A 6000-nucleotide genomic window follows, 5' to 3' on the forward strand; every position below is an offset into this window, starting at 1 on the left:
CTTTATCTTACGGGTTACGTTTAAATTTGCTGAAATCGGGTTCGCGTTTTTGATTGAAGGCGTTGCGCCCTTCTTGGCCTTCTTCGGTCATGTAGAAGAGCATGGTGGCATTGCCAGCCAGTTCTTGTAAGCCTGCTTGCCCGTCGCAATCGGCATTCAATGCGGCTTTCAAGCAACGCAGGGCGATTGGACTGTTTTGCAGCATTTCGCGACACCAGCGCACGGTTTCACGTTCAAGTTCAGCATACGGCACTACGGTGTTGACCAAGCCCATATCAAGCGCTTCTTGCGCGCTGTATTGGCGGCATAAAAACCAAATTTCGCGCGCCTTTTTCTGCCCTACGATGCGTGCCATATAGCTTGCACCCCAGCCGCCGTCGAACGAGCCGACTTTTGGCCCCGTTTGCCCAAACACGGCATTATCGGCCGCTATGGTTAAATCACACATCATGTGCAGCACGTGACCACCGCCAATGGCAAAGCCCGCTACCATCGCCACCACCGGTTTTGGGCAGGTGCGAATATCGCGCTGAAAATCCAATACGTTGAGATGATGCACGCCACTTTCATCTTTATAGCCGCCATAATCGCCGCGCACTTTTTGATCGCCGCCAGCGCAAAAGGCTTTTTCACCTTGACCAGTGAGCACAATAACGCCGATCTTTTCATCAAAACGGGCATCAGAGAAGGCGTGGATCATCTCTTTCACCGTTTGTGGGCGAAAGGCGTTGCGCACTTGTGGGCGGTTGATGGTGATTTTCGCAATGCCGTCGGGGGATTTGTGATACAAAATATCGCTGTAATCACGGCTGCAATCGACCCACTCAACAGGGGCATATAATATTTCTTCGCTTGGGTATAACATGGATTATCCTTATAACAATGATTTAAAAAGTGCGGTCAACACTGCCGCATAGGCTTTGGGATTTTCACGGTGCGCATTATGCCCAGCGTGGGCGATGGTGTGTGTGATGAGTGCGTGCTCTTGCGCCATTTGGCAGAACTTTTGATCCTGCTCGCCACACACATAATGCACCGAAAAAGGGCTATTTTTCACCGAATCGATAAAACACGGCTGTTTTGCAAGGCTGGTGGCAAGCAGCATTTGGCTGATGGCCATAGGATCGTTGCCTGCACGCGCTTCCAGCAATGCGTTGCGCGCGCTAGGGGAAAGTGAAGCAAACACCTCTTGTTGATACCATACGCTTAATGTTTGATCAATGGGATGATGGGCAAAGTGTTCTGCCCATAGGGTATCATGCTCCCAACGTAATTGACGAGCGGTCGGGTCATTTAAACCAAGATTGCCCCCCTCAAGTATTAGCAAGTGCGGTTGCCGCCCTTTCGGCAAAAACGCATAGCTATAATACAGTGCAATGCGTGCGCCCAAAGAATACCCCACCAAAATCAGCGGGCGTTTGCGATAACTCTCCAGTTCGCCATCAAGCCAACACGCCACATCAAAAAAACTCTCCACGCTCACATCACGATTTTCACCATGCAAAGGCAAATCAAGGCTTAAGGTATCAATGGCAAGTTGTTTTTCAACCGCCTGCCAGTCCTGTTTGTCGCCTAGCAGGCCGTGTAAAAATACTGCAATGGGCTTAGCCACCGATCACCGCCTTAGCAATTTGGTCTAATAAATTACGATAAATATCGCTGCCTTCACTTGGGGCTGATTTAATTTCAATCAGCGTGGTTTCTTTGCGCGCGTAGGCTTGCTTGAGAACCGTATTGAGATCCGCCCATGTGTACGGGCGCTGATAATTCAAACCAAACATCGCCGCCGCTTGCGCAAATTCCAGCCCATGCGGCATACGATAAAAGGTGTCTTTAACATCTTGTTCAACGCCCAGCATATTAAAGATTGCCCCGCCATTATTGTTGATCACAAATACGATAGTTGGCTGCGGCACTTGGCGCAACAACGCCAACGAATTGAGATCATAAAGCGCGCTGACATCACCTATCATCGCCACCAACGGCTGCCCAGTGGCTTGCCCAACGCCTGCGGCTGTGGCAATTAAGCCGTCAATACCACTGGCGCCACGATTGGTGAACACGGGGTAATCCTCTGGCAAAAAGCCTAGGGCATCAACCAAACGGACAAATAAACTGTTGCCTAAAAATAATACGCCATTGCGTGGCAAAATCCGTTCCACAAAATGCGCTAATGACGCCTCATTGAGCTTGCCACCGACTTGTTGAGCGATAAATTCGCGACAAAATTTTGATAATGCTAAAGGCTCCAGTAGCCACTCACGTTGACGCAATGGTGGGTGTGCGCGTAGCCAGTGATGCACAGGCGCCACAAAGCGAGTGGCATGATGATGGTGCGGATCACAAGCGCTTGCCATTGTGTCCACCTGCCAAAATTCGCCCGAAAAGGTCGCCAAAAATTGCTGAACGCGTTTGCTAATGATTTGTCGCCCGAATTGAATCACAATGTCGGCGTTCAAGAGTTTGGTGCGCACCGCCTCATTAGCCAGCCAAATATCCGCATGTGGTAACGGTGCGGCGATCCCTGATTGAATATCAGTGATCATCACCCAGCCGAGCGTTTGCGCCCACTGTGCCAAGCCCATGCGTTCGCGCGCGCCGAGCTTGCCCACCACAATCACGCCGCGTTTGGTGCGCCACTCATCCCAATTTTCATGCACTAACACCTCGCGCTGCCCGTGGGGATAAATGCGCCAATGCTGGCTGCTTTTAAGCCACGGTTGAATAGGCTCAAGCCAGGGGTGGGCATTGACCGCACTTTCATCTACACCATAAAGCGGTTCTGCAAATGGCGCATTGATATGCACCACGCCACCTTGCTGCTGTTTGAATAGCGCCTCACTGAGCACACTCAACAACCACTGGGGCTTAAGTTCCTCGCTCGGGCGCGGCAAATTCAGTGCCGCTACGGGATAATCGGCGAAAATCCCTTGTTGCTCAATAGATTGATTGGCACCACAATGTAAAAGTTCCACAGGACGATCGGCTGAAAGCACCACCAATTTCACACCAGTGAGTGAGGCTTCAATCACCGCAGGATAAAGGTTCGCCACAGCTGTGCCAGATGTTGTGATGATCACAACACATTGCTCGCTGGATTTCGCCAAGCCTAAAGCATAAAATCCCAGCCCGCGCTCATCAAAATGCGTATGCACGCGCACGCGCTGCTCGCGCGCAAAACGCGCGGCTTCAAGCGTTAAAGGGGTTGAGCGCGATCCTGGCGCAATGCAAATATGCTGCACCCCTTGACGGATAAGTGCGGTTAAAATAACACGCGCCCAAACGCGATTAAACAGTGCAACCGACATGATTATCTCCCGTTATAATGCAAAACAGACAAAATCCCTGCTGTTTTGCGTTCAATTTCTTGCCATTCTAGCAAGGGATCAGATCCTCTCACAATCCCTGCGCCAGCGTAAACGCGAATTTGCCCCGCTATGCGATCAGCGCATCGGATCGCAACGCAAAATTCACTGCACTTTTGACTCATCAACCCAAACGTGCCCGCATACCAGCCCCGCTCGATATTGTGCTGCTTCAAAAAGGCCAAGGCAGGCGCTTTCGGCAGCCCGCCCACCGCAGCACTGGGGTGAATGGCGTGCGTGCATTGCGCATCGCTGACCGCACTTTTCAGGCGTGCGCTGATAGGGCGTGCCAAATGCTGTACATAACCCAACACGCGCCCTTCCAGTTCGCCGACTTCAATCTGATATGCAAGTGGCGTGAGCTTGTGCACAATATCCTCCACCACAAGATGATTTTCGTGGCTATTTTTATTGTCTTGCATCAGCCACGCCAACGCGCGCTGATTATCAACAGTGTGCTCACCGCACTTCACCGTGCCTGCTAGCGCCTCAGTGTGCAGCAGGCATCCTGTGCGGTGGTAAAAACGCTCTGGGCTGATGCCAAAAAAGGCTTGCGTTGGGCTTTGTGCCCACAAAAAGCCATAACACTGTGGCTGCTGTGCTTTCGCATGCGCAATAAAGTCGAGTGCGCAAAATGGGCTGTCAAAGTCGTAACATTTCATCTGTGCAGGCACCACTTTGACAAATTCGCCTGCATCAATTGCCGCAAGTGCTCGCGTCACTAAGGCACACCATTGTGCTTGATTGTAAGCTTGGCTAGTAAAACGCAATGCCGTTGTTATTGGCGCAATAGGTAACGGCTCACGCAAGCCGTCAAGCCAGTGCGCAACCGCACTTTTCTCTTCGCCTGCTTGCAAACACAAGGTGGCGTGTATCGCCGTTTCGCTACACGATAGCATTAAACGAGGCAATAAAAATTGCGCGCTACCATCAAATTTCACCCCGCCGATTAAACTCAGCGCGGTGCGATCCACCACCGCCTGCGCACAAGCAAGGTCACTTAACAATGCCACCTGCCCCAACGCCAGGGTGAGGTGCGATTGATTACGCGGCTGCCAAACACACTGCGGGAAATGCTGTTGCCCTTTAAGCCATGACAGTGCACTAGCATCGTCTTGACTGATAGGCACAGTGCAGCTCAGGGCGTAATAATCTTGCCAGTTTTCCTCGGCACTGCGCAAAGCGGTGTGGAGCGCGCGTTGTAATGATGCCCAACAATTCAGCACAAAAACCCCAAACTCGATCAATTCAATAAAGGGAGAATTTTACCGCACTTTTGCAAAAATTGCGGATAAAATCTTTAATTTTTTGCGCCAAAAGCGTAAAGTAAAGGCAATGATCGCTTAGTTTAAGGACTGCCAATGAACACGTTTCCGAAATCAGATAAATTAGAACACGTCTGCTATGATATTCGCGGCGTGGTGCACAAAGAGGCACTGCGTCTTGAAGAAGAAGGACATAAAATTCTCAAGCTCAACATTGGCAATCCTGCCCCGTTTGGTTTTGAAGCACCCGATGAAATTTTAGTCGATGTGATGCGCAACCTACCAACTGCACAAGGTTACTGCGACTCAAAAGGGCTTTATTCTGCGCGCAAAGCGGTGGTGCAATATTACCAATCCAAAGGCCTGCGCAGTCCATCGGTGAATGATGTGTATATCGGCAATGGCGTCTCTGAGCTGATTGTGATGTCGATGCAAGCGCTGCTCAACGACGGCGACGAAGTGCTGGTGCCGATGCCAGATTATCCACTGTGGACGGCGGCGGTGACACTCTCGGGTGGCAAAGCAGTGCATTATATGTGCGATGAAAGCGCCGATTGGTTTCCTGACATTGACGACATCAAAAGCAAAATCAGTGAACGCACCAAAGGGATTGTGATTATCAACCCGAACAACCCAACAGGGGCGGTTTATAGCCGCGAATTGTTGCTGCAAATTGCGGAAGTGGCGCGCCAAAATAAATTGATCATCTTTGCCGATGAAATCTACGACAAAATTCTCTACGACGGCGCAGTGCATCACCATATCGCCGCCCTTGCACCTGACCTGCTAACGGTGACCTTCAATGGGTTATCTAAAGCCTATCGGGTTGCAGGCTTTCGCCAAGGCTGGATGTTGCTCCACGGGCCGAAACACGCCGCAGCGGGCTACATTGAAGGCTTAGATATGCTCGCCTCCATGCGCCTGTGTGCCAACGTGCCGATGCAACATGCGATTCAAACCGCACTTGGGGGCTATCAAAGCATTAACGAATATATTCTCCCCGGTGGGCGGCTTTTGGAGCAGCGCAACAAAGCCTATGAGATGCTCAACAGCATTCCAGGCATCAGTTGTGTGAAGCCGATGGGTGCGATGTATATGTTCCCGAAAATCGACACACATATGTACAGCATCTACGATGATGAGAAATTTGTGCTCGATTTACTGTTACAAGAAAAGGTTCTACTCGTGCATGGCCGCGGCTTCAACTGGCATCAACCCGACCACTTCCGCGTCGTCACCCTCCCACACGTGCAACAACTTGAAACCGCACTTAAGCAATTAGAAAAATTCTTAAGCGGTTATCGACAATAACGTTCTCTCCCCTACTAGCTTATGGGATTACTGGAATATAAAGTGCGGTTAGACCGCAC

The 6000-nt window shown here is 50.8% G+C and carries 5 protein-coding genes; 1 reads left to right on the top strand and 4 read right to left on the bottom strand.

Annotated elements, in window-relative coordinates; all coding sequences use genetic code 11:
- Window positions 1-7 precede the first annotated feature (7 nt).
- The 4 genes from menB to HPC38_RS06160 are packed head-to-tail and all read right to left on the bottom strand — an operon-like array spanning window position 8 to window position 4591.
- A complete protein-coding gene (gene menB, locus HPC38_RS06145) occupies window positions 8-865 on the bottom strand; it encodes a 1,4-dihydroxy-2-naphthoyl-CoA synthase (protein WP_208120405.1) in 858 nt (285 codons plus the stop codon).
- A 9-nt stretch (window positions 866-874) separates the two neighbouring features.
- Window positions 875-1612: a 2-succinyl-6-hydroxy-2,4-cyclohexadiene-1-carboxylate synthase gene (gene menH, locus HPC38_RS06150; protein WP_328805245.1), complete on the bottom strand. Its 738-nt coding sequence runs from the start codon at window positions 1610-1612 to the stop codon at window positions 875-877.
- Window positions 1605-3308 (bottom strand): 2-succinyl-5-enolpyruvyl-6-hydroxy-3-cyclohexene-1-carboxylic-acid synthase, encoded by a 1704-nt coding sequence (gene menD / locus HPC38_RS06155; protein WP_208120406.1) that lies wholly within the window; start codon window positions 3306-3308, stop codon window positions 1605-1607. Before menD ends, menH begins: the two co-directional genes overlap by 8 nt.
- 2 nt (window positions 3309-3310) lie before the next feature.
- A complete protein-coding gene (locus HPC38_RS06160) occupies window positions 3311-4591 on the bottom strand; it encodes an isochorismate synthase (RefSeq protein WP_208120407.1) in 1281 nt (426 codons plus the stop codon).
- A 135-nt stretch (window positions 4592-4726) separates the two neighbouring features.
- Here HPC38_RS06160 and HPC38_RS06165 point away from each other — a divergent pair, with 135 nt between their 5' ends.
- A complete protein-coding gene (locus HPC38_RS06165) occupies window positions 4727-5941 on the top strand; it encodes a pyridoxal phosphate-dependent aminotransferase (protein WP_208120408.1) in 1215 nt (404 codons plus the stop codon).
- Window positions 5942-6000: the final 59 nt, after the last annotated feature.

The organism is Spirabiliibacterium pneumoniae, from assembly GCF_014884995.1.
GTDB classification, from domain to species: Bacteria; Pseudomonadota; Gammaproteobacteria; order Enterobacterales; family Pasteurellaceae; genus Spirabiliibacterium; species Spirabiliibacterium pneumoniae.